Below are 24,188 nucleotides of genomic sequence, written 5' to 3' on the forward strand. Positions count from 1 at the left end.
CCTATAATCCTCTCCCATATTAACTCATGTCAAATGTTATTATTTTCCTGTTTTCTATGTTGAAAACCTAGTAACCATATGATTAAATTGAATTTTAATATCCACACTTAATGTTAAGTACAGATTACACCAAGAACACAGATTCATCTAACATTGCTGTAAAAGTAGAGGTGCAAATCCACCACCCGGTGTACGTAAGTTGGTAGCTTGACCTCGATAAAGTCTTGCTGCAGCAAGTAATAACTCCCCTCGGTAGGTATACAATCGCACATCAACCTTAAGCATTTCACGTTCGTTATCAACCATCACAACACGTTCTGAGGGTGGCACATAGGCCTGTGCAACATAATCACTTTCAAGAATACGTGCAAAGGTGCTTTTAGTCAGCTTGCTGCCACGATAGACACCCTTACTGCCATGGCCAGCCACCGGTTTAAAAAACCACTGTCGCCGTTGCAGCCAAAGCGATTGCTCATCATATGCATTAACCTGAATGGTGTGCGGAATACCCTTTTTTAAAAGTTCAGCATTTTCAGCACTTAACCCCCAATCTATCAGGTTATGTTGATCTGACAGTAAGACCAGATTTCGCTTATCAGCCAATAGAGCGTGCGTATAGGGATTCGGGGTGATAACGGCACCACCTTCTAACCATGCAGAGCGCAAAGCGGCATGTTCAGGTGCATCTAGTCCAAAATCGACCAGACGGTTGTATACCAAATCGATTTTCTGGTTATTACCATACAAGACTCCTGATTCGTATTTGAGATCCTTTGGGGAGAGTATGACGGCATCAATGCCATGTTGGATGAAAAGCCCTTGCGCGAGTTTGAACTCCGGATAGAGATGTTGTTCTTCTGGTGCATCGTCGATGATTGCAATTCGGTCAGGTTGACCGCTACCTCGCTGGCTTTGCCATTCACTTATAAATTGCGTAATGACCGCTTCATCGAAATCTTTAGCCCAAGATGCCTGTGCACTGCCGCTACAACATTTTAGTTGGGCACGAGTCAGAATGGCATTAAGAAAAGCGCCACCGGCATTGGTGTTGATTTCGATAAGACGAGGGCCATCTTCACTCAGGTGGAAATCATAGCCCATAAAAGCGCCTACTGGACCGGGATTATGCCGTGCACTCTCAGGTGCCCAAGACATGATCTGTTGCTGATATTCTGCAAGTGAAGCAGCGGATTCGATTGCCTTAACAATCGCCTGCATTTGTTCAAGATCAGAACTTGGAACAAAAATCGCGGCATTTGAGAAGAATTGGCGCATGCCCGAAGTAGACAGGATGCCTTCAGCGTTATCACCCAATTGGTTGTTGAGATCGCGAATAATCGCTGACCAATCTAGAGTAACGCAGGTACAGTGATGGTTTAGCCGTTGTGATCTTGTCTGCTCTTGAGAACTATCGATTTTTTTCATTGATTCTCCTCTGTCGGAATACGTTATATTAATGTCCAACGGTTAACTTTAAATCATAGGTGTTTAGTTTGATTAGTGACCGTTATTGCAATCTTTACCAGCCTGCTTAAAGCCCCTTTGTTGGACGTCCTCTATAGTTAAACAGGATGAACATTCTGCCTGAGGCTTCCATAATCCTTGTAATAAGCAAAGGAAATCGTGAACACAAAAGAATAATTAACAAAGGCAGGTAGGGCAGAATATAGTTCGTATGCTCTACAAACGGTAAAAAAATGCCACTCCAATAAGTAAAAGTGTTGAAGCTGCGTGAAGCTTTATCTAGTATCTGAAATTGTTAATCACATTATATTTAATGTCGCTGATAGGAATAACCACCGACATATCCCAACCATCATTCAATAGCTTTAATCGTCGTGGGTAAATAGATGATGAATGCAGTCTTATCACTTTTAGATGTGACTTCTACCCGCCCACCATGGGCATCAATAATCGAACGAGCAATGGCGAGACCAAGACCGGCACCTTCACCTTGTCTTGACCTAGAAGGATTTGCTCGATAAAAACGGTCAAAGAGATATGGCAAATGTTCAACTGGAATTTCAGGCCCAGGATTCTCAACTGTCAGGGAAACCTCGTTGTCTGAGAGATTTTTCAGTCGAACTAGTACTGATCCCCCAGATTTCGTATAACGAATGGCGTTGGAAAGTAGATTAGAAATTGCTCTGCGCAACATGGCTTTATCGCCCAGAATGAGGTGAGCGTGGCCTTCCTTGGTGAGTGCGATTTTTTTGTCTTCTGCCAAAGCTTCAAAAAAACCGAATAATTCTCTTACTTCATCGGATAAGTCCAGCGGTGTTTGTTCAAGTTTGATTAAGCCGTGGTCACTTTTTGCTAACCACAACATATCATTAATCATCTTTGCCAAACGTTCTTGTTCTTCCAAATTTGAGTACAACAATTCACGGTATTCTTCGAGTGTTCTGGACTTGCCTAAGCCTACCTGTGTCTGGATGATGAGATTAGTCAGAGGTGTTCGTAGCTCATGTGCAATATCAGCTGAAAAATGTGATAGCTGATTAAAGCTATCCTCAAGTCGACCTATCATGTGGTTGAATGAAGACACCAAGTCATGTAATTCAGATGGGACAAAAGATGGGGCAAGTCGCATATCTAGACGATCTGCTTGTATGTCACCCATTTTGTTCGAAAGTCTTCTTATTGGTGCATGCGCTTTGTGCACGCCATACCAAGCAGCCAACAGGGTAACGGCCCAAGTAAGGACCATTATTAACCATAGCGTTAGACGAAATTTATGGAGAAATTGAAGGTGAAAGCCAATATCGATGGCAGTAATAACCAAGTAGTTATGACCCGCTATCGCATTGTGCGTGAGGACACCCCGAAATGTCTTATCGTCCGCATGCCAGACTTGTAGGTTACCGGCACTAATTTCTGTAACGTGGCGAAGGCTGTCCTTCACTATTGAAAGGTTTGCGCCGGCACTTTCGAAAACCACCTTATCTTGTTGATTACGTACTTGATAATAGACGCCATGATGTCCAGAGACAGCACCGAACAGCGCTTTACTAAGTTGTAAATTGCTGTCGTTATTATTTCGCAATACGTCTATGACATCCTTATTAATAACGGCAACTTCTTCTGCATCCTGTTCAGCAAAATGGCGTTCGACCGCATTCAGTACAAGGATGCCAATTAAAAGTAAGCTTAAACCTACAGATGCGCCAACGAAAAACATTACCCTTGCAGCGAGCGAAAGAGGTTTTTGATTATAAGGCTTCATCAACGGGCTCTACGTCAAGTTTGTAACCCATACCGCGAACCGTATGGATAAGTTTCGGTTCAAAATCGTCATCAACTTTTGCTCGCAGGCGGCGTATTGCCACATCTATCACGTTGGTGTCAGAGTCAAAATTCATGTCCCATACCTGAGAGGCAATCAAAGAGCGTGGTAGAACCTCACCTTGGCGACGTGACAATAACTCTAAAAGACAAAACTCTTTGTGGCTAAGATTGATTTTTTTACCTGCTCGCGTAACTCGATGCTTAGGTAAATCTAAAGTCAGATCTGCTACTTTTAGAAGCTCAGTAAAGGTTGGAACACTGCCTCGGCGCAATAATGTTCGAATCCGGGCTAGCAGTTCGGCAAAAGCAAAAGGCTTAACCAAATAATCATCAGCACCTAATTCCAGACCTTTTACACGATCATCCACAGAATCACGTGCCGTGAGGAACAGCACTGGCGTGTGGTGCTCGGCCTCACGTAATGACTGCAAAATACGCCAACCGTCAACATCCGGCAACATAACATCCAGAACGATTAAATCGAATGCTTCTGTCATTGCCAAATGATGACCATCTAGGCCATTTCGAATGAGGTTGACCTGAAATCCTGCTTCAGTTAGCCCCTTCTGTAAGTAGTTGCCTGTTTTGATCTCATCCTCAACCAGCAGTAATCGCATGGGCGGGTTCTCCGTTAATTAGCTTCTAAGGTTAAAAGACCAACAAGCACCGTAGAATTACATAAAGATTACATTTTTGTAATGTTCGGGTCATCCAGATGACAGAGTCTGCGGATTACTCTTTAATAAAAGTTTTAATCGGAGTGCTAACATTGAAGTTACCAATTCAATCTGTCCTTAATTTTAATCCGAAGCGTCGTCAATTTGTGCAGGGTATCGCTGCTGGTGGTGTGCTGGCCACCTTCCCAATGCTGTTACACGCCGGAAGCCATCCCAACGAACAAGCATACCGAGGCACGGCACCCGTGTTGACGGGGCAAGTTATTGATTTAACTGTTTCTGAATCAATGGTTAATTTCACTGGCGTAACACGTATAGCGACAACTATTAATGGATCCATTCCAGCGCCAACTCTCCGTTTACGAGAGGGAGATGACGTCACTATCCGAGTAACTAACCGGCTGAAAGTACCAACATCCATTCACTGGCATGGCATTATCTTGCCATATCAGATGGATGGTGTTCCCGGCATCAGCTTTGGCGGCATAGAACCCGGCGAAACTTTCGTGTACCAATTCAAACTTAAGCAAAGTGGCACATACTGGTATCACTCTCACAGTGGTTTTCAGGAAATAACCGGCATGTACGGTGCACTGATTATTGAGCCCCGTGAATTTCAATCCGATTCGGCAAAAGCCCATGTATCGGCAGATCGTGACTACGTAATGTTGCTTTCTGATTGGACTGATGAAGATCCGATGTCCGTATTCTCTAAGCTGAAAGTTCAAGGGGATGTATATAACTATAATCAGCCGACGGTGCCGTCATTTTTTAGTGATGTCTCAAAACTGGGAATCAAAGGCGCATTTGAAAAGCGACAAATGTGGAACCAGATGCGAATGAACCCGACCGATCTTGCCGATTTATCCTCAGCAACATTAACTTATCTTATGAATGGCACAACACCTGCTGGTAACTGGACAGGGCTTTTTCAGCCGGGGGAAAGGATAAGGTTACGATTCATTAACGGCGCTGGTAATACATTTTATGATGTGCGTATCCCCGGCCTGAAAATGACAGTAATTCAGGTTGATGGTCAGAACGTACAACCCGTTAGCGTGGATGAGTTTCGTTTTGGTCCCGGAGAAACATATGACGTCATTGTTGAACCACAAAATGATGTATATACCGTCTTCGCTCAGAGTATGGAACGCACTGGTTATGCGGTGGGCACGCTTGCTATCAGGGAAGGACTGACCGGAGATATACCTGAACTTGATCCGGTTCAGTGGCTGACCATGACCGATATGATGGGGGAAATGGATCATGGTTCGGCAAATAGCAATATGAGCCATTCAGAAATGAATCATGGTGAAATGGCGATGGATCACAGCCAACATGGCAAGCAACATGATGCACTTGCCATACCATCACAGCAGGTTAGGCATGCCAGTACAGAATATGGCCCTTCAGTTGACGCTCGTGTCGATATGCCTCGTACAAACTTAGACGATCCCGGTATAGGCTTAAGAGATAATGGACGAAAGGTGCTGACCTTGTCAGATCTCCACTCTTTAGAAGGGGTATTTAGCGATAAACGGCCACCATCTCGGGAAATCGAACTACATCTTACCGGTAATATGGAACGATACAGTTGGTCTTTCGATGGACTTGAATTTGGTAAAAGCACACCGGTGCATTTGCCGCACAATGAACGTATACGTGTCATTTTGCAAAACGACACCATGATGGCTCATCCCATGCATTTACACGGAATGTGGAGTGATTTAGAAGATGACCAAGGCAATATGCTTGTTCGCCGCCATACGATACCCGTGCAACCTGCCCAGCGAATCAGTTTTTTGACAACACCTCAAGACCTGGGTCGATGGGCATGGCATTGTCACTTACTTTTTCATATGGATGCGGGCATGTTCCGTGAAGTGGTGGTGTCATGAAAAACTATTCTCTGACTCCTGCAATCAGACAGATCATCATTGCTTGTTCGATGTCTTTAATCATTTCCCCACTGTGGGCACAGTCTGATGATGTCACCAAAAACCTAGACGCTATGACAGAACAGACAACGACAATGCAAAAAGATGACATGGAAGGCATGGCTCATTCTGAGATGCAAAAAGATGACATGGAAGGCATGGATCATTCTGAGATGCAAAAAGATGACATGGAAGGTATGGATCATTCTGAGATGCAAAAAGATGACATGGAAGGTATGGATCATTCTGAGATGCAAAAAGATGACATGGAAGGCATGGATCACTCTCAAATGCAGAAAGATGATATGGAAGGCATGGATCATTCAGAGATGAATATGGGGAGTAATCAACCACCATCAGACGCAAGGGATCCACATGCCTATTCAGATGGTTTTACACTGACTAAGGGTCCTTATGCATTCTCAGAGAAACGCGTTCTGAAATTAATGGATGAACATTATTTCGGATCTTTTTTAGCTAATCGACTGGAATATGATGCAGATAATGATGCTGTCATATTTGACCTTCAGGGCTGGTATGGCAGCACCTACAATCGATTTACGGCCAAGCTTGAAGGTGACGTGGTCGATGGCAAGTTAGAGGAAAGCCAATCGGACCTATTGTGGACGCATGCTATTAGTGCTTTTTTTGATACTCAGTTGGGTGTGCGATTTGATCAGTACGACGAAGGCAAAAATCGTCAATGGCTGGCTTTTGGTGTTCAAGGACTCGCTCCCTACTGGTTCGAATTGGATATGACCGCCTACCTTGGAGAAAGTGGCCGATCAGCACTTTCAGTGGAAGCTGAATATGAACTGCTGCTTACACAACGTCTGATTTTACAGCCCCGAGCTGAACTGACTGCCTATGGCAAAGAAGATAAAGTTAATGGTTTAGGCAGTGGCTTATCTGATGTTGCGTTTGGTTTGAGACTTCGTTACGAGTTATCACGTCAATTCGCACCCTACATCGGTATTGAGTGGACCGAGAAGTTTGGAGAAACTGCAGATTTGGCCCAACTAAATGGTAATGATGACAGCGACACTATCTATGTTGCTGGTATTAGGTTCTGGTTTTAATCTCTCTATATAGTTTTACCTCGACTAAGGAGTCGCCGTATGAAACGTCATTTATTGTTATATTTAATTGCTTTACCAGCTCTGGTGCTGACTTTGACTGCGCAGGCACATGATCCAAAAGAGCATATGAATGAGAAGCAGACACCGGACTGTGCTGCGATGAAAGAGATGGATCATTCAAAAATGAATATGAATGATCCCGTTATGCAGGCCATGATGCAAAAATGTATGGGTAAAGATACGAAAATGTCATCAGACGGACATGATGAGGCAGAGGTAAAAGAGCCAGCTAAACACAAACACAAGTAGTAATGGATGACTAAAATTAAGGAATAAACATGGTGTCTTTTGGTTTTGTGCGATGTATCAAGTGTCTTTCTGTTGCAGCTGGGTTGATGGTGCTGACAGGGATAGCGTTTATCTACTCAGGTCTCTACCCGATGGGTGCAGATAATCAGCATACCAGGCTTACTTTTTGGGTGCTGGAAACTTTACGCGAGCATTCAATCAGTCGAGCAGCCCAGGACATTGAAGTACCCTTGGATCTGGATACGCCAGCACGTTTACTAAGAGGTGGTTCAGATTATGCTGCAATGTGTGCGAGTTGCCATCTTGCGCCAGACAAAAAAGAGACAGATTTTACCAAAGGGCTTTATCCGAAGCCTCCTAATTTAACAATGACACATTTAGATCATGGTGACCCTAAAGATCAAGACAAACAATATTTTTGGATTATCAAACACGGTATTAAGGGTTCAGGCATGCCGGCTTGGGGACCTGGGCATACTGATGAACAAATATGGAATCTAGTTGCTTTCCTAAAGCGATTACCTGAATTGACACCTGCCCAATATCAAATATTAACAGCAAACGTTCCTGAGTAATTTTCCATAATTAATACTTTAATGGGCATTGATTTCCTGGGCAATATTAGCTCCGAATTGAATTTAAGTTTATTGTTAGACATATAGTGGGTAATGGACCGGAGGATTCATGAATAACCAGGGAGATAGAACCACACAGTACAGGGAAGGCAGCTTAACGTTGGCTGGAACGGTTATGCTGGGAACCGGTGTTATGATTGGTGCTGGCATATTTGCACTCACCGGCCAAATGGCGCAGATGACCGGAGCACTGTTCCCGCTTGCTTTTCTTGCTGCAGCCGTCATAATCAGCTTTAGTGCCTATTCCTACATCAAAATCTCCAACGCTTACCCCTCCGCCGGCGGTATTGGTATGTATCTGCATAAAGCTTATGGCGACCGGTTGCCAACTGCTTTTAATGCTTTACTAATGTACTTCTCAATGGTGATCGCACAAAGCTTTTTGGCGCGAACATTTGGTTCTTATACCATGCAACTTTTTGGTGGTGATGATAGCGGTATCATGGTGTCTATTCTCGGCGTTTCACTGATATTGGCTGCCTTTGTCATTAATCTTTCAGGCAATCGTCTGATTCAAGGTGTGGCCTCTTTTATTGGTGTTTTAAAAATCGTCGGCATTCTGATTTTTGGACTGGTGGGCGTTTGGATCGCCAACAGTATCTCAGTCGACTTTTCAAGCCCAGGAGAAGCGGGAACCTTCGGCAACTTCCTCGGTGCAACTGCACTGGGAATACTGGCCTTTAAAGGATTCACCACTATTACCAACAGCGGTTCTGAGGTAAAAGATCCTAAACGCAACGTGGGGCGTGCCATTGTTATTTCTATCGCGGCCTGTGTGGTGATTTATAGCTTGGTCGGTTTTGCTGTAGCGAGTAATTTGTCGTTGTCAGAAATCATAAAAACACAGGACTATTCTCTTGCAGCAGCAGCAAGGCCTGCCTTGGGTGAATATGGTGTGTGGTTTACGGTTGCTATTGCCATGATGGCGACTGCCGGTGGTATTTTGGCCAGCATATTTGCCGTTTCCAGAATGCTGGCAATGCTGACGGAAATGAAACTGGTTCCGCATCGGCATTTCGGTATGCCGGGTAGTATTCAAAAACATACGCTGGTCTACACGGTCGTTTTAGGACTTATTCTGACGGCATTTTTTGATCTGTCTCGAATTGCTGCACTGGGTATCGTGTTTTACCTAATTATGGACATTGCCATTCATTGGGGCGTTCTTCGTTATTTGCGAGAAGACATTAACGCCAATAGATGGGTGCCAACTACCGCGATTATTTTAGATTTGCTCGCGCTAGGGGGCTTTGTCTGGGTAAAACTGAATACGGATCCGTTTGTGATTGGTGTAGCGGTTGTTACGATGATTGTTATCGCTGTGGCTGAGCATATTTTCCTGAAAAAAATGGCTAAGCGTGGATCATTAAGTCAGAATAAATCGCATCCGCATCGTCACTAAAATCTGAAATTTTCCTAAAGGATAGAACGACTATGTCTGACCACAAGCATGCTCATCATCAAGATCAACCGGCACATGACGCTCATTCTGAAAATGATCCGGTCTGTGGCATGAGTGTGGAGCCACAAACTGCGCAGCACAAAAGTCAATATGATGCTAAGAATTGGTACTTTTGCTCTTCAGGTTGCAAATCCAAGTTTGACGACAACCCAAATCGATATTCAGGTGATCAGCAAAAGTCGGTACAGCCGACAATGCCAGGCACGATTTACACCTGCCCAATGCATCCTGAAATCCGCCAGCCAAAGCCTGGCGATTGCCCCATTTGTGGTATGGCTCTAGAACCTGAGCAAGTCAGTTTGAATGATGGGCCTTCTGAAGAGCTAAGGGATATGACTCGCCGGTTTTGGATCGGTTTGATACTGGCATTACCGGTATTGGTGCTTGAAATGGGCGGACACCTGACCGGACTCGATCATATTGTGCCGCCGCAGCTATCCAACTGGATTCAGCTGGTACTGGCAACGCCTGTAGTTCTATGGTGTGGCTGGCCTTTTTTTGTCAGGGGCTGGAAATCTGTTATTAGTCGTAATCTGAATATGTTTACCTTGATTGCCATTGGTACTGGCATGGCGCTGCTCTACAGTCTGGTAGCAACTCTGATGCCGCAAATTTTCCCCGATGCCTTTCGTCAGGCGGATGGTTCTGTCGCTGTCTATTTCGAAGCGGCTGCAGTGATCGTTGTATTGGTATTGCTTGGGCAGGTATTGGAATTGCGAGCGCGGGAAAAGACTTCCGGCGCGATTAAGGCCTTACTGGATCTGGCGCCAGCAACTGCCAGAAAGCTGGAAGATGATGGTGGTGAATCTGATGTGCCGCTGGACGAAGTTAAGGTTGGTGATCGCCTGCGGGTACGTCCGGGCGACAAGGTACCATTAGATGGTCAGGTGCTTGAGGGTAACTCCAATATCGATGAATCACTGGTGACCGGTGAGCCGTTGGCGGTCAGGAAGACCGCTGGCGATCAAGTTATCGGTGGCAGTATTAATCAGCAAGGCAGCTTTATTATGCGCGCCGACAAGGTTGGCCGGGATACGATGCTGTCTCAGATTGTACAGATGGTAGCTAATGCCCAGCGCAGCCGTGCACCCATTCAGGGATTAGCAGACAAAGTGGCGGGTTGGTTTGTCCCGGTCGTTATCGTTATAGCCGTTATCGCTTTTATCGTTTGGTCATTTTTCGGCCCGGCGCCACCAATGGCTTTTGGTCTGATTGCAGCGGTTAGCGTCTTAATTATTGCCTGCCCGTGTGCGTTAGGTCTGGCAACCCCTATGTCCATTATGGTTGGTGTCGGCCGGGGTGCGCAAAGTGGTGTGCTGATCCGCGATGCAGAAGCGCTGGAGCGTATGGAAAAGGTCGATACGGTTGTCATCGATAAAACCGGTACCCTGACTGAGGGCAAACCGCAGGTCACGAAGCTAGTTACAGCGAATGGACTCAGCGAAGCTGAGCTGATGCGTTATGCAGGTGGCCTTGAAAAAGGCAGTGAACATCCATTGGCCCACGCTATTTTAGAAAAGGCCAGGGCAATGGATCTTAAGCTGCCCGATGCTGAAGATTTCGATTCCTCTAATGGTAAAGGGGTCACGGGTTCGATTGATGGCCAGCGGGTTTTATTGGGAAATCGACTGCTTATGGAAGCAGAAGCTGTTGATACCGCAGACTTTGACAATGAAGCTGATACGCTTCGCGGGGATGGCGCTACCGTGATTTTTGCCGCAGTGGCTGGCAAAGTCGCTGGCTTACTTGCTATTGCCGATCCGGTTAAAGAAACCACTCAAGCGGCCATTTCGGCGCTGCAAAAAGACGGTATCCGGATCGTTATGCTAACCGGTGATAATCGTACCTCGGCCGAAGCCGTTGCCCGCAAGCTGAATATTGATGAAGTAGAAGCAGAAGTTCTGCCGGAAGACAAAGGCAAAATTATTCAGCGCCTTAAAGATGAAGGCCGGATTGTGGTGATGGCTGGTGACGGGGTAAATGATGCGCCTGCGCTGGCAACGGCGGATGTTGGCATTGCCATGGGCACCGGCACCGACGTGGCGATTGAAAGTGCCGGAATTACTTTGTTGCGAGGTGACCTGATGGGTATTGTTGAAGCCCGCCGTTTATCTTTAGCAACTATGCGCAATATCAGACAAAACCTGTTTTTTGCTTTCATTTACAATTCTGCCGGGGTGCCGATTGCCGCTGGGATTTTATATCCGTTTTTCGGCATATTGCTGTCGCCAATTTTTGCAGCGGCTGCTATGTCACTTTCATCTGTGAGCGTTATCATGAATGCACTGCGGTTGCGGCTGGTTAAATTATAAAGAAATAAACTTTATCGTTTTAATAACAGAGTATTTGTTGAACCTTCACCAGCACTTTTGGTCAATAATATTTACAAACTGACTGTAAAAGAGTATTCTTAGACTTAATGCGCATAATAAATTTATTTTTTCTTTGTTTCGCCTTGGCTTTTGCCAACGCCAGCTATGCGCATAGCTATGAGACAAATTGCCCAATGGAAGAAGATGGCAGCATGGCCACGATGGACCATGCCGATATGCCAGACTGCTGTAATGATGCCGTGATGGCCGCTAAAACGGGTCAATCCTGTAAAGCAGATCAAGATTGCAGCATCTCTAATGTAGTCATGTTTTTTTCTGTTCCATCATGGAATTTAATTTCTACTGATAGAAGTAGGGCACTAACCAGCATAGCGTTCGTGCCTAACGCAGCACCTACTGATCTCTGGCGCCCGCCAACCTTAAGCTGATCCCATTATTCCCGTAGTGTTTCAAGCTGCTACTTAGTTCCATGCTTGAAACATCTGCGTTGCTTTTGCTCCAACGCCTTTGACTACATCGGATCCAGCTCATGTCAAACCTATTCACCAGAGCCATTGTGCTCAAAAGATATTTGCCAAAATTATGGCGAATATATTGGCTCGGCTTTGTCGCCTTATTTATTGCCAGTTTTGCAACTGCGGTAATAGCGCAACCACAAGCCGAGTCACTTAGCTTGCAAAACGCTTTGCATCTCGCTGAGCAACGCTCTCAGGCCTTGTTAGCGCAAGATGCTGCAGCGCAAGCCTCCCAAGAGCTGGCCATTGAAGCCGGTCAACTTCCCGATCCCATGCTGGAGTTATCTGTAAATAACCTGCCAGTCAATGGTCCCATGGCTTATAGCCTTACGGAAGATTTTATGACCTCTCGCAATATTGGCATTTCTCAGACATATACCCGTGAAGCCAAGCGCCATGCTCGTGCCAACGTGTTTAAACTTAAAGCAGATAAGGCGCAGATAACTAAAAAACTGACACTTACTGAAATTCGCCAAAACACTGCATTGGCCTGGTTTGATGGTTACTACCAGCAGCAAATGGTGGAACTTTTAACACGTGAGCAGCAAGAAGCAAGCTTACAAGTAGAGGCTGCCGAAGCTATTTATCGAGCAGGGACTGGCCCGCAGTCCGATATTTTTCTGGCCAAAACAACTGTGGCTGAAATCCAGGATCGTATTTATCAAGCTCAAGCGCGCCTTGATAATGCCAAAACGACGTTGGCGCGTTGGGTCGGGGATATTGATAATCTATCTTTAGACGCCGCGCCCGACATCACTCAGTCTTCGCTCGACACTCAGCATTTATATCATCAGGTAAGTGAACATCCAGATATTGCTGTAATGAGGGCTGAGGAGGCGGTTGCAATGGCTGAAGCCAAGGTCGCACGTCAAGAGAAGCAGTCTGATTGGACTTGGTCAGTAATGTATGGCGAACGAAGTTCAGGTTTTTCGGACATGATTTCGATTGGTGTCAGCGTGCCGCTGCAATGGAATCAGGAGAGCCGCCAAGATCGTGTGGTGGCTGCCAAATTGGCCCAAGCGGACCAGGTGCGAGCAGAACGCGAAGAAATGACCCGAGAACATATTGCTGAGACAGTGCGCTGGCTCGATACCTGGAAAAGTAATTTAGTCCGACTCAGTGACTATGAAACGGCTTTGATCCCCCTTGCCAGCCAGGGCACTAATGCTGCACTCGCTGAATACCGGGGAGGTAAAGGCGAGTTAGAGAAAGTGCTTGATGCACGAAGAATGGAAATTGCTACACGTATAGAAAAACTGCGGATCGAAATGGAAACCGCAGCGCTTTGGGCCACATTGGAATATCTGATATTGCCCGATAGTGCCGTCATTCCTTCATCCCGCACCATGGAGTTCAAATAATGAATCGCAAATACATTTTTTTATTTTTAGTCATGGCTCTGATGACGCTTATTGCTGGTTATGCTGCTTATCAATGGGGAATGCAGCAAGGGATGGACATGTCTTCATCGAGTTCAGAGAGCATGGCGGGTAATGCCAAGACCACTGAAGATCCTTCAAGTTGGGGGATTGCCGAAGGCGAAAAAGCGACCCGCCGTCATATCGACGCTGGAATTAAAGCCGGTGATATTGATCCGGTCACGGGCCAAAAGATTCTTTTTTACCAAGATCCGATGGTCCCCGGCAATAAATTCGAGACGCCAGGTAAGTCACCCTATATGGATATGATGCTGGTGCCAGTTTATAAGGGTAGCGCGGGTGGTGAGAGTGCAACCGATGAGCCCGGCGTTAGCATTAACTCCCGCCTACAACAAAATATTGGCATACGGACGGCTTTGGTAACCAAACAGGACATAGCGACGCAGGTGACAGCGGTAGGCGCTATTGCATGGAACGAGCGCGAGGAAGTGAATGTTCAAGCCCGTGCTCTGGGTTATGTGGAAAAACTTTTCGTAAAGGCCACCCTGGAGCAGGTCAATAAAGGCCAGCCGCTTTTGGCTATCTATGTACCTGACTGGGTGGCCGTACAAGAAGAATTTCTGGCTCTTAACAATATGCAAGGAGAAGGATTAGATGAACTGATAGCAGCCTCAATTGCCCGCATGCGCCAAGTGGGGATGAGCGAAGCACAAATCCGTCAGGTAAAAAGCACCGGCAGACTTCAAACGCAGCTGATTATTACCGCCCCCATTGATGGCGTCGTCACAGAATTAGTTGCCCGCGAAGGCATGACCATATCAACCGGTTCCACATTGATGCGTATTAATGGATTAGACCCCGTCTGGGCGAATGCTGAGGTACCGGAGAGTCAGATTGCGTTACTCAACCCTGGTGATCCCATCACCGCCAGCAGCCCGGCTTTTCCCGGCAAACAATTTAGAGGTCAAATACAAAGATTATTACCGGAAGTGAACCCTACAACACGCACCCTTAAGGCGCGTGTGGTGTTGGACAATCCACAGGGTGAATTGGCGCCGGGTATGTTCGTCAATATGCAGTTGGCAGGCAAACAAATTAACGATGCGCTGATGGTGCCAACCGAAGCGCTTATCCGAACGGGCAAACGCACCTTAATCATGCTGGCACTCGATAACGGCAGTTTTCGCCCGGTTGAAGTCATAACCGGACGCGTAACTGATGATAAAACCCAAATCCAGCAAGGACTGCAGGAAGGTGAACGGGTTGTGGTATCAGGTCAGTTTTTGGTGGATTCAGAAGCCAGCCTGAGAGGTGTTGAAGCCCGACTAAGTGACGATAACACGTCGAAAGCCGATGACCATTCAATGTCTGAGATGACAATGGAGACTCATCAGACCGAGGCACAAATCGAAGCCATAAACGGGCAGATATTGACTTTGACCCATCCAGATATTCCCACCCTGGAGTGGCCGGGTATGACCATGGACTTTGAACTTTCGTCATCACTCAATCCAGATGAACTGACGGTGGGTGAGCAAATTGAAATTGCCTTTCGTTTAGAAAAAGGCGCGGCGCCATTGATTGTTGAGTTTCAACCGCTCTCAAAAGCTCCTGAAATGGCAATGGAGAGTCATGAGACGCAGGCAAAAATCGAAGCTATAGACAGGCAGATTTTGACGCTGACCCATCCAGATATTCCCAGCTTAAATTGGCCGGGCATGACCATGGACTTTGAATTGTCATCCTCGCTGGATCCTGATGGGCTAACAGTGGGCGAGCAAATAGCAATTGAGTTTCGCTTAGAAAAAGGCTCGGCACCTAAAATTATCGACCTGCAGCCTTTGTCAGCCGAGACTGAAATGGAAGGTGCAAAATGATTGCTAGACTCATACGTTGGTCGATCGACAACCGTTTTCTGGTGTTATTGGCGACGCTGATGATGCTTGCCTGGAGCTTAGTATCGTTATCACGCACGCCGCTGGATGCGCTGCCTGATCTCTCGGATGTTCAGGTGATAATTAAAACGAGCTGGCCGGGACAAGCACCACAATTGGTCGAGGATCAGGTGACTTATCCATTAACCACGACCATGTTATCGGTGCCCGGTGCCAAAGTGGTTCGTGGTTTATCATTCTTCGGCGATAGCTATGTCTATGTCTTGTTCGAAGAGGGTACCGATCTGTATTGGGCCCGCAGTCGGGTGCTGGAATACCTTAATCAGGCGCAGTCAAGGCTGCCGGATACGGCAAGTTCCTCAATCGGTCCGGATGCCACCGGTGTGGGTTGGATCTATCAGTATGCTTTGGTAGATAAATCCGGTACTCAGGATATTTCACAACTGCGTGCCTTGCAGGATTGGTTTCTTAAATTTGAGCTGAAAACCGTCGCCAATGTGGCAGAGGTCGCGACTGTTGGCGGCATGGTGCGCCAATATCAGGTGGTGGTCGATCCGGACAAATTAGCGGCTTATCGCATACCGCTCTCCCGCGTGATTGAGGCTATCAATAATGGTAATCAAGAGACCGGCGGGGCAGTGCTGGAGATGGGCGAAGCGGAATATATGGTGCGCGCCTCCGGTTATTTGCAAAGCTTAGAAGATTTTCAATCAATTCCCTTACTCACCACTGATGCCGGTATATCGGTGACTTTGGGCGATGTCGCGCATATTCAAATTGGCCCTGAAATTCGGAGGGCTATCAGCGAGCTCAACGGTGTCGGTGAAGCGGTGGGCGGCATCATCGTGATGCGCTCTGGCAAGAACGCCTTGACCACCATTGCTGCTGTGAAAGACAAACTGAAAACTTTGCAAAAGAGTTTGCCCGAGGGTGTGGAAATTGTTCCGGTTTATGATCGCTCAGGCTTGATAGAGCGAGCTGTCCATAATCTTAATGAAAAGCTTGTTGAAGAATTTATTGTTGTGGCATTGGTGTGTCTTATTTTCCTGTTCCATCTACGTTCAGCCTTGGTGGCTATTGTGTCGCTGCCTCTGGGGATCTTGATGGCTTTTATTATCATGCACTGGCAGGGGATCAACGCGAATATCATGTCCCTAGGTGGTATTGCGATTGCTGTTGGCGCCATGGTCGATGCAGCGGTGGTGATGATCGAAAATGCTCACAAACATTTAGAACGATGGCATGAAAAACATCCCGGGTTAAAGCTTGAAGGTGAAAGTCGCTGGAAGGTGATTGGTGATTCTGCCGTCGAGGTGGGCCCCGCGCTATTCTTTTCTTTGCTGATTATTACGTTGTCTTTTATCCCTATTTTCACCTTAGAAGCTCAGGAAGGCCGACTGTTTTCACCGCTGGCATTTACTAAGACTTATGCGATGGCTGCAGCAGCGGGTCTTGCTGTAACACTTATTCCGGTCCTAATGGGCTACCTCATTCGGGGCAAAATTCCCGCAGAAAAAGCGAATCCGTTGAACCGCTTTTTAATTGCTTTATATCGACCTGTATTGGCAGGCGTACTGAAGTTTCCAAAGATGACCTTAGTGGTCGCCAGCGCATTGTTACTGACCAGTTTATGGCCGTTACAACATATCGGCAGTGAATTTATGCCGCCTTTGGATGAGGGTGATCTGCTGTATATGCCCAGCGCTTTGCCCAGCTTGTCGGCCGGTAAAGTCGCGGAATTACTGCAACAAACGAATCGAATGATTAAAAGCGTGCCGGAGGTGAAAACTGTCTACGGTAAAGCCGGGCGTGCTGATACGGCAACGGATCCGGCGCCGTTGGTGATGTTTGAAACCACGATCCAGTTCAAACCTCGTGAAGAATGGCGGCCGGGCATGACTAAAGAAAAATTGATCGCCGAACTTGATAAAACCGTCAAAGTGCCGGGCTTAACCAATATCTGGGTACCGCCGATCCGTAACCGGCTTGATATGCTGGCGACCGGTATCAAGAGTCCTGTGGGCGTCAAAGTGTTGGGGGAAGATTTAAATGTTATTGATAACATCGCCGGTGATATTGAAAAAGTGCTTAAAGATGTACCCGGGGTCACCAGTGTTTTTGCCGAGCGTCTCACCGGTGGCCGTTATGTGGACGTTGACATTAAGCGTGATGCTGCGGCACGCTATGGCCTTAATATTAATGATGTGCAGTTGATTATCAGTTCGGCTGTGGGCGGCATGAATATTGGCGAAACGGTAGAGGGACTGCAGCGCTTTCCCATTAATGTTCGCTATCCCCGGGAGATCCGGGATTCACTGGCCTCGTTACGGACCTTGCCTATCGTGACTATTCGCGGTCAGCAACTATTACTGTCAGACGTCGCGAATATTAGTGTCAGTGATGGTCCACCCATGGTAAGAAGTGAGAACTCGCGATTAGCGGGGTTTGTGTATGTCGATATTCGGGATCGGGATTTGGGATCTGCAGTAGCGGAGATGCAGCAAACCGTCGCCGAGCACATTGATTTGCCGACCGGCTATTCAATTACCTGGTCCGGGCAATTTGAGTATCTTGAGCGCGCCACTGCCAAGCTCAAGCTGGTGGTGCCTTTCACTTTGCTTATCATCTTTGTTTTGTTCTACCTCACGTTTAAGAATTTTGGCGAAGCATTGCTGCTAATGGTGACTTTGCCATTTTCTTTAGTTGGCGGCATCTGGCTGCTATATCTGCTGGGACACAACTTGTCGGTGGCGAGTGTGGTCGGCTTTATCGCTTTAGCCGGGGTAGCAGCCGAGTTTGGCGTCATCATGCTGCTCTATCTTAAGCAAGCCTGGCAAAAACGGTTGGATGAACAAAAAGGAACGGAAGCTGATCTGCTTGATGCCATAAGTGAGGGCGCAGTACTCAGGGTTAGACCCAAGGCCATGACCGCGACCGTTATCCTTGCAGGCCTGCTACCCATTATGTTTGGCAGCGGCACTGGTAGTGAGGTGATGCAGCGCATTGCTGCGCCAATGGTTGGCGGCATGGTGACGGCACCGCTGCTGTCGATGCTGGTGATCCCAGTAATTTATCTAATGATTCGTAGACCGCGTGCACAGCGGCAGACGAAAAACCAACCAATTCAATCACAAGCAAATAACGAGTGATGAATCACGCCGGGTCATTTAGCGTTTCTTGATCCGGATATTTTTTAACGCAGTGGAGAAAATTAAAATGAAAAAATTATTAGTAAGTTCTTTGACGATCATTCTGTCCTTTTCGGCAACCTCGATACTAGCGGAGCAGAGAATGAATCATGACGATATGAAGAACATGGCTCCAAAAGCGGAGACATCGGATCAACAGATCACCCATTCAGCTAAAGGCACCGTCACTAAAGTCGATGCCAGCTCAAAAAAAGTAACTTTGGCTCATGAACCGGTTGAAAGCCTCAGCTGGCCTGCCATGACCATGGGATTTATGGTCCAGGATGAGCAATTACTTAATAATCTTAATGTGGGCGATACGGTTGATTTTGAGTTTATGAAAGCAGAACAAGGTTATGTCATTACTGAAGTCAAGTAACTGACAATATGCAAACAGTTTGGAATGAGCGATTAAAAATAATTGTCTAAAAATAGGAAAACTGGGTCTTGCACCCTTTACTTGAGGTAAACAACCATGAAAACACAGTTTAAATCTTGGGCTGGAATGCTCTTAGCTACTTTATTGACGACGTCTTACAGTATTGTCAATGCTGACACTCAACGCAACTCGTCGACAAATTCTGACAAAGTAATTACTCAACCTGTCGAGGCAAAACATAAGCATCGGTCTACGCCACTTTATAATTTAACTCAAGGAAACTAGCATCATGAACATACATCTAGGCGATATTGCCCCAGACTTTGAGGCGAATACCACAGAAGGAACGATTAACTTTCATGACTGGATTGGCGACGGATGGGCGATCCTGTTCTCTCACCCGGCCGACTTTACGCCAGTATGCACCACGGAACTAGGTGAGACCGCCAAGCTGAAGGAAGAATTCGACAAGCGGCAATGCAAAATAATCGCTATTTCGGTTGACTCGGTGAAAGAGCATAAAGCCTGGGTCAGCGATATTGAGGAGACCCAAGGACGCGCGGTCAACTTCCCGATTATTGGAGATGAAGATAAACAAATCTCTCGGCTTTACGATATGCTGCATCCCGGGGAGGATGATAGCTCGGCAGTGCGTTCGGTATTTCTGATCGATCCGAATAAGAAGATTAGAATGACGCTGACCTATCCGAAGAGTGCGGGCCGAAACTTCAACGAAATCTTACGGGTGCTCGACTCGATCCAATTAACTGATGGCTATAAGGTTGCTACCCCAGCAAACTGGTGCAATGGTGATGATGTCATCATAGTTCCCTCTTTATCAGACGAGGAGGCTAAAGAACACTTTCCTGAAGGTTGGAAGACGCTTAAGCCATATCTTCGTATAGTCAAGCAGCCTAATCGTTAAGGTGGGGCGCCTACCATTTTAAGTAATGAAAAGGATGACGAATATTCAAGTTGTTCGTAATATTAGGGAGTTCTTTTGCTAAGATTTCCTTCTAATAGTTTTAATCTACAAAGTAGATTAGCATCAAAAAGACATACGCCTCATTAGAGGCGTATGTCAGACTTCTTATGCAGCCATTTTTCTGCATTCTTCAGCGCATTTTCTGCACTCGTTAGCACAGTCTTTACAGTGCTGGTGCTCATACTGAGCACAAATTTCAGCACATTTCTCACAAATTTCGGCACATAAATTACATATTTGAGCTGCATAATCACTGCCACGAGCCATCGCAGCCGCTGCAAAACGACACATATCCGCACAGTCTAAATCCATACGTACGCAATCTGCCATTTTGGAAACATTACTTTCTTCTAAACAAGCCACTGCACAATGATCGCATTGCGCAGCGCAGCGATAACAAGCTTCGATACAAGATTGATATTTTTCATGAGACATAGTGACCTCTCTTTAATTGATGAAACATGCTTAATTGCATGTTAAGGGCATTTAGCAAGAAATATACCAATATAAATTAGCCAATGAGTCGCTGCATTTCCCTTTTACCAAGCTGTCACAATCAGATTATTTATAATGTGGGTTTGACATCCTCCCCGGCCTAAAGGCCGGAGATTCCTACGGCGCTCATCCCGGCATCGCGCCGCAATGAGTTGCTTCGGTGGGTTCCTGCTGCTGGCGACATTACTGCGTCGCTCACTTCACAGGCGCAACGGGCGTGTCCCGCCCTGAGAATGTTGATCGCACCAACTACATCGGCGTTTTCCTCGAAGCCGCACGCAACACACCGGAACCGGGCTTGTGTGCGTCGGTTCTCTTTGGCGACATGGCCGCAGCACGGACACTTCCGGCTGGTGTTTTGGGGTGGTACGGCAACGAGTTGTCCGCCATTCCAAGCGAGTTTGTAGTCTAACTGGCGGCGGAACTCATACCAGCCTTGATCTAGGATGGCTTTATTCAGGCCGGATTTGGCCTTGACGTTTCTGCCCGGTGTCTCGGTAGTGCCTGATGCTGACTTGGACATATTCCGAACCTGCAAGTCCTCGATACACACCATCGCGTGGTTTTGGCTGACCGTGGTCGTGGCTTTGTGCAGGTAGTCGCGTCGGGCATTGCCGATATGGGCATGGATTTTCTGGACTTTGGCTTTTGCCTTTTTCCAGTTGTTGCTGAACTTCTTTTTTCGGCTCATGGCTCGCTGAGCATTCACCAAGGCTTTTTCTTGGCGTTTGAAACTATTGAGCGGGGCGAAATAGCTGCCGTCGCTCAGTGTGGCAAAACGGGCAATGCCCATATCGATGCCGACAATGGCGGTCGACGGGTGGATAGGCGCTTCGACTTCGCGCTCGGTTTGAATCGACACATACCACTTGCCTTGTTTGCCGGATACGGTGACGTTTTTCACAATACCCAACACTTCCCGGCTGATGCGGTAGCGAACCCAGCCTAGTTTTGGCAGAAAAATCCGGCTGTTGCCTTGGTCGAGCTTGCAACCTTGCGGATAGCGAAAGTTATCCGACTGGCCTTTCTTCTTGAAGCGAGGAAAGTCTGCGCGTTTCTCGAAGAAGTTTTTATAGGCTCGTTCCAGGTCTTTAAGCGTTTGTTGCAAGGGTTGGGAATGGGTTTCAGATAGCCATTGCGTTTCGCTACTCTTGCGCCACTCGGTCAGTTGTTTGCACAAATCGGCATAAGACAACTTCTTTTTGCTTTCTGCGTAGTGCGCTTGTTGCAACGCCAATGCCTTATTGAATACAAAACGGCACGACCCGGCGAAACGGCGCATATTGCGCTGTTGTTCGCCGTCCGGCATTAATTCGTATTTGAAAACTTGAAGTCGTTGCATGATTCAATCATACTCTGGTCTATGGGCAATGACAATGACATTAGGCACGGTAGACACTGTGTTTTTAAGATGCACGTTCATCTGGTCTTTGTGACTAAATACCGCCGTGGTGTATTCACAAAAGCCATTCTGGACGACCTTCAAGAAATCTTCTCCAATGTATGCGCCGACTTTGAAGCGGAGTTAGTGGAATTCGATGGAGAGGACGATCACGTTCACCTGTTGGTGAACTACCCGCCTAAGGTGGCAATATCGAAACTGGTTAATAGCCTGAAAGGCGTATCCAGTCTTCTTATCCGAAAAAAGAACTACCCAAGCATTAAGAAGAAACTGTGGGGCGGGGCCTTGTGGTCGCCAAGCTATTTCGCTGGAAGCTGCGGCGGTGCGCCGATTGAAATCATTCGGCAATACATCGAGCAACAGCAAACACCTCATTAAGTATTCAAAGGACGGCGCTGCCGTCCGCGCTATTCATCCCCGCCCTGAACGACGGGGCTTTTCGCGCAATCCGGTAAAATATTCATGATGGCATTAATTATGTTTGTAATCATTACAAAGAGAAGTAGAAACGAGATATTTCGTAGAGTGTCTTAATCAGTTTGTATAGTTCATTTGAATTCTTGTTTCCCCAATCCGCCTTAAAATAGTCTTTATCGACAACTAATAGATTAATAAGACCTACGCTTGACCCCGAGCATGGCCGAACTTCACAATAAATTGCATAACATCACCTAAACACAAAGAAGAAAGTCATTGCCTTTTTATATTGGTAGCAACAATTTATTGTTTAAGGTCAATAAACATCCTCTTAAACCTGTGTGAGTTAAAACGCCTATCATTCTAGTAACCGGCATTGACCAATATCCGGTTATTCATGGACTAACCAGGCTTACTCATTTTAAATGCCACCCTGAGCATAAAATTAATCAACAAAAAGGAGAGCGTCGTGGCTGAAGAGTTGGAAACAGTTGACTCCAAAAGAGAAAGTCGTCAGAAAGTTGAAATGGAAAAGGTTAGACAGTTTTTGACTGAAGAAGAGGTTAAAAGCGAGTTTTACATGGAGATGACCGTAAAGCTCCAGTCAGCACAGGCAAAACGATTATTTCGCCGGACCTTCGATCATATCCAAACGCAGATGACAGCAGCAACGTTGCTCACACGTAAATTCGGATTACGTGAGCTTTCTGATGAAAATGTAAAAAAAATTACTGAAAGTATTAAGCATCTGTCTACTGAAATGAATCGGGATATGGAACAAGCAGATCACATTCTGGACAGCATTGGAATCAAGAATGCTGCCGTCACAGATAATAGTGTTTATTTGCTAATCAAAATCACGTGCCCAGAAGGCATGGCATTTATGAACCTGATCCGTCAGCTGGATAATCTGACAATGAAACTTAAAACGCTTTGGATGGCCGGGGAAGTTCCGCTTGCTCATTCAGAAGATAGGTCTCATGCATGGCAAGTTCGTATCTTTAAAATTGCTGATGCAATCAGAGCACTTGGGCAACAAGCTTACATAGCATCTGATAAGAAAAAAGACAGTGATTTAAATAAGGCTCAGGCCAAACGACAATCGTATAAAAAACGTCAGCACAATGCATCCAAGAAAGCAGCGACTACAGGCTGAAATAAATAATAGTCATGAAAGACATCTCGCTGATTCTTATCCTCGACAAATTAAGTCTATCAGCGTTTGAAGCTGCCTATTCTTTTGGTAGTACCGATACGGAGACATGACTTAAATGGAAGTCAAATGAAAAATTAGTTTCTAACACCGTAACTATACGAATTAAGCAATGATGCGTTACTGGTCGTTATAGGAATTTGAGAGCAATGCCTATTTTCGACCTGTGGTTATCAGACGTGAGGTGGTCATTCCTACCAGATAACCAATCAGATTCAGACATAAAGCTGCAGCAGCAATAACAAAAGCTTACCAACCACAGCCAATAATAGTTTCTGCATTTGGGCTTAATATAGTGAGCAATATCAGAAGATAAAGAAATGTGCCAATTCCTGCATAAGCCGAATCACGACGTGAAAAAAATGCTGAAAACTTTGTTCGCAAACTCACTCCCAAAATGGTGGAAACGAGAACAACCAACACTAATTCGAAAATAATGGTGTCAAGTGATACTTCCAGTTGAATGCCCGTCAGCTATAAAAAAAGCAGAGGAACAATGAAAGGGGATAAAGCAGTATTTACGGCATTAAAAACGTCAGCCAGGGCAACATTGCCTCGCGCCATCAACACTAACAACGGAGATGATACATCTGTGGGTGC

General features: G+C 46.2%; 19 protein-coding genes. 14 read left to right on the forward strand and 5 right to left on the reverse strand.

All coding sequences use genetic code 11. The annotated features are described in order from the left end of the window. Window positions 1-147: 147 nt before the first annotated feature. The 3 genes from AC08OG_RS15975 to AC08OG_RS15985 form a co-directional block, all read right to left on the reverse strand. The gene (locus AC08OG_RS15975; protein ID WP_482930590.1) at window positions 148-1,425 is read right to left on the reverse strand and encodes an ATP-grasp domain-containing protein; all 1,278 of its coding nucleotides are present in this window, start codon (window positions 1,423-1,425) and stop codon (window positions 148-150) included. Between the two features lie 391 nt (window positions 1,426-1,816). Beyond that, entirely contained in the window at window positions 1,817-3,226 is a 1,410-nt protein-coding gene (locus AC08OG_RS15980) for a heavy metal sensor histidine kinase (RefSeq protein WP_482930591.1), read from the reverse strand. Then, window positions 3,213-3,905, reverse strand: coding sequence for a heavy metal response regulator transcription factor (locus AC08OG_RS15985; protein WP_482930592.1), 693 nt, complete (start codon window positions 3,903-3,905; stop codon window positions 3,213-3,215). Before AC08OG_RS15985 ends, AC08OG_RS15980 begins: the two co-directional genes overlap by 14 nt. 98 nt (window positions 3,906-4,003) lie before the next feature. Between AC08OG_RS15985 and AC08OG_RS15990 the strand changes: the two genes are divergently transcribed. From AC08OG_RS15990 to AC08OG_RS16045, 12 genes are all read left to right on the forward strand, one after another. Continuing rightward, window positions 4,004-5,863, forward strand: a complete 1,860-nt coding sequence (locus tag AC08OG_RS15990) for a copper resistance system multicopper oxidase (protein ID WP_482930593.1) — start codon at window positions 4,004-4,006, stop codon at window positions 5,861-5,863. After that, window positions 5,860-6,981: a copper resistance protein B gene (locus tag AC08OG_RS15995; RefSeq protein ID WP_482930594.1), complete on the forward strand. Its 1,122-nt coding sequence runs from the start codon at window positions 5,860-5,862 to the stop codon at window positions 6,979-6,981. Before AC08OG_RS15990 ends, AC08OG_RS15995 begins: the two co-directional genes overlap by 4 nt. A 39-nt stretch (window positions 6,982-7,020) precedes the next feature. Then, entirely contained in the window at window positions 7,021-7,290 is a 270-nt protein-coding gene (locus AC08OG_RS16000; protein ID WP_226069897.1) for a hypothetical protein, read from the forward strand. Window positions 7,291-7,319: 29 nt separating this feature from the next. Then, entirely contained in the window at window positions 7,320-7,865 is a 546-nt protein-coding gene (locus tag AC08OG_RS16005; RefSeq protein WP_482930595.1) for a c-type cytochrome, read from the forward strand. Window positions 7,866-7,974: 109 nt separating this feature from the next. Further along, window positions 7,975-9,327: an APC family permease gene (locus AC08OG_RS16010; protein WP_482930596.1), complete on the forward strand. Its 1,353-nt coding sequence runs from the start codon at window positions 7,975-7,977 to the stop codon at window positions 9,325-9,327. Between the two features lie 32 nt (window positions 9,328-9,359). Continuing rightward, window positions 9,360-11,699, forward strand: coding sequence for a heavy metal translocating P-type ATPase (locus AC08OG_RS16015; RefSeq protein WP_482930597.1), 2,340 nt, complete (start codon window positions 9,360-9,362; stop codon window positions 11,697-11,699). Window positions 11,700-11,806: 107 nt separating this feature from the next. Then, window positions 11,807-12,148 carry a hypothetical protein gene (locus AC08OG_RS16020; protein WP_439504173.1) on the forward strand — a complete coding sequence of 114 codons (342 nt, stop codon included), beginning with the start codon at window positions 11,807-11,809 and terminating at the stop codon, window positions 12,146-12,148. Window positions 12,149-12,249: 101 nt separating this feature from the next. Beyond that, window positions 12,250-13,596, forward strand: a complete 1,347-nt coding sequence (locus AC08OG_RS16025) for a TolC family protein (protein ID WP_482930598.1) — start codon at window positions 12,250-12,252, stop codon at window positions 13,594-13,596. Next, on the forward strand, window positions 13,596-15,491 hold the full coding sequence (locus AC08OG_RS16030; protein ID WP_482930599.1) for an efflux RND transporter periplasmic adaptor subunit: 1,896 nt from the start codon (window positions 13,596-13,598) through the stop codon (window positions 15,489-15,491). Before AC08OG_RS16025 ends, AC08OG_RS16030 begins: the two co-directional genes overlap by 1 nt. Beyond that, window positions 15,488-18,658: an efflux RND transporter permease subunit gene (locus AC08OG_RS16035; protein WP_482930600.1), complete on the forward strand. Its 3,171-nt coding sequence runs from the start codon at window positions 15,488-15,490 to the stop codon at window positions 18,656-18,658. The genes AC08OG_RS16030 and AC08OG_RS16035 overlap by 4 nt, the downstream gene beginning before the upstream one ends. 67 nt (window positions 18,659-18,725) lie before the next feature. Next, on the forward strand, window positions 18,726-19,076 hold the full coding sequence (locus AC08OG_RS16040; RefSeq protein WP_136555629.1) for a copper-binding protein: 351 nt from the start codon (window positions 18,726-18,728) through the stop codon (window positions 19,074-19,076). Between the two features lie 289 nt (window positions 19,077-19,365). Then, the gene (locus tag AC08OG_RS16045; RefSeq protein WP_304917597.1) at window positions 19,366-20,001 is read left to right on the forward strand and encodes a peroxiredoxin; all 636 of its coding nucleotides are present in this window, start codon (window positions 19,366-19,368) and stop codon (window positions 19,999-20,001) included. 165 nt (window positions 20,002-20,166) lie between these two features. On the opposite strand, the gene AC08OG_RS16050 is transcribed toward AC08OG_RS16045, so the two are convergent. Both AC08OG_RS16050 and AC08OG_RS16055 read right to left on the reverse strand, forming a co-directional pair. After that, window positions 20,167-20,496, reverse strand: a complete 330-nt coding sequence (locus AC08OG_RS16050) for a four-helix bundle copper-binding protein (RefSeq protein WP_226069738.1) — start codon at window positions 20,494-20,496, stop codon at window positions 20,167-20,169. A gap of 160 nt (window positions 20,497-20,656) precedes the next feature. Then, entirely contained in the window at window positions 20,657-21,898 is a 1,242-nt protein-coding gene (locus AC08OG_RS16055; protein WP_482930601.1) for an RNA-guided endonuclease InsQ/TnpB family protein, read from the reverse strand. 21 nt (window positions 21,899-21,919) lie between these two features. Between AC08OG_RS16055 and tnpA the strand changes: the two genes are divergently transcribed. Together tnpA and AC08OG_RS16065 are read left to right on the forward strand one after the other, a co-directional pair. Continuing rightward, on the forward strand, window positions 21,920-22,336 hold the full coding sequence (gene tnpA / locus AC08OG_RS16060; RefSeq protein ID WP_226069670.1) for an IS200/IS605 family transposase: 417 nt from the start codon (window positions 21,920-21,922) through the stop codon (window positions 22,334-22,336). A gap of 508 nt (window positions 22,337-22,844) precedes the next feature. Next, entirely contained in the window at window positions 22,845-23,531 is a 687-nt protein-coding gene (locus tag AC08OG_RS16065; protein ID WP_226069809.1) for a hypothetical protein, read from the forward strand. Window positions 23,532-24,188 lie beyond the last annotated feature (657 nt).

The organism is Methylophaga sp. F7, assembly GCF_056863975.1.